Below are 495 nucleotides of genomic sequence, written 5' to 3'. Positions count from 1 at the left end.
AAGAAAATTAAGGCAAGAATTAGCTAAATTTGATGATGGGATTAGAAATCAAGTCAATAAAATCACAAATAAACCGACAATGAGGTGGGTATTTCAGATGTTCCAGGCTGTACATTTGGTAATCATAAATGGACAAAAACAAATGAGCAATTTAACGGAGGAACGTGAAAAGATTGTCAGGTATTTAGGAAAGAGTTGTAGTAAATATTATCTAATTATTTGATGAGAGTTTATTTGACCGAAAAAGATGTAGATAGTTATCGATAAAATTAGTAAATAGAAATTTTTAGCAAAGAGTAAAAATATTTTTTGCTGTAATTGCCATGTTTATTTAAGCCGAAATGACTAATTTAATTGAGAGAGAGAATCTATTTTAAAACCTAGCGAAATTAATTTCGGTAATATTCTCTATTTTTTGGTAGATAAAGTTAAACTCAACCAGAAAAATTAGGTAAATAAAATTTTCCTGGCTGGGATTTTTCAAAAATATCAATA

General features: G+C 27.9%; 1 pseudogene. It reads left to right on the top strand.

The features are described 5' to 3' along the window. Positions 1–223 (top strand): annotated as a pseudogene (locus FJR05_RS27055) (IS1634 family transposase); the annotation flags it as partial. Between the last annotated feature and the right edge of the window lie 272 nt (positions 224–495).

Origin of the sequence: Dolichospermum sp. UHCC 0259 (genome assembly GCF_009711935.1) — a bacterium.
GTDB lineage: Bacteria > Cyanobacteriota > Cyanobacteriia > Cyanobacteriales > Nostocaceae > Dolichospermum.
Note: the sequence above shows the minus strand (reverse complement) of the source record. Positions and strands in the feature narration are given on the sequence as shown.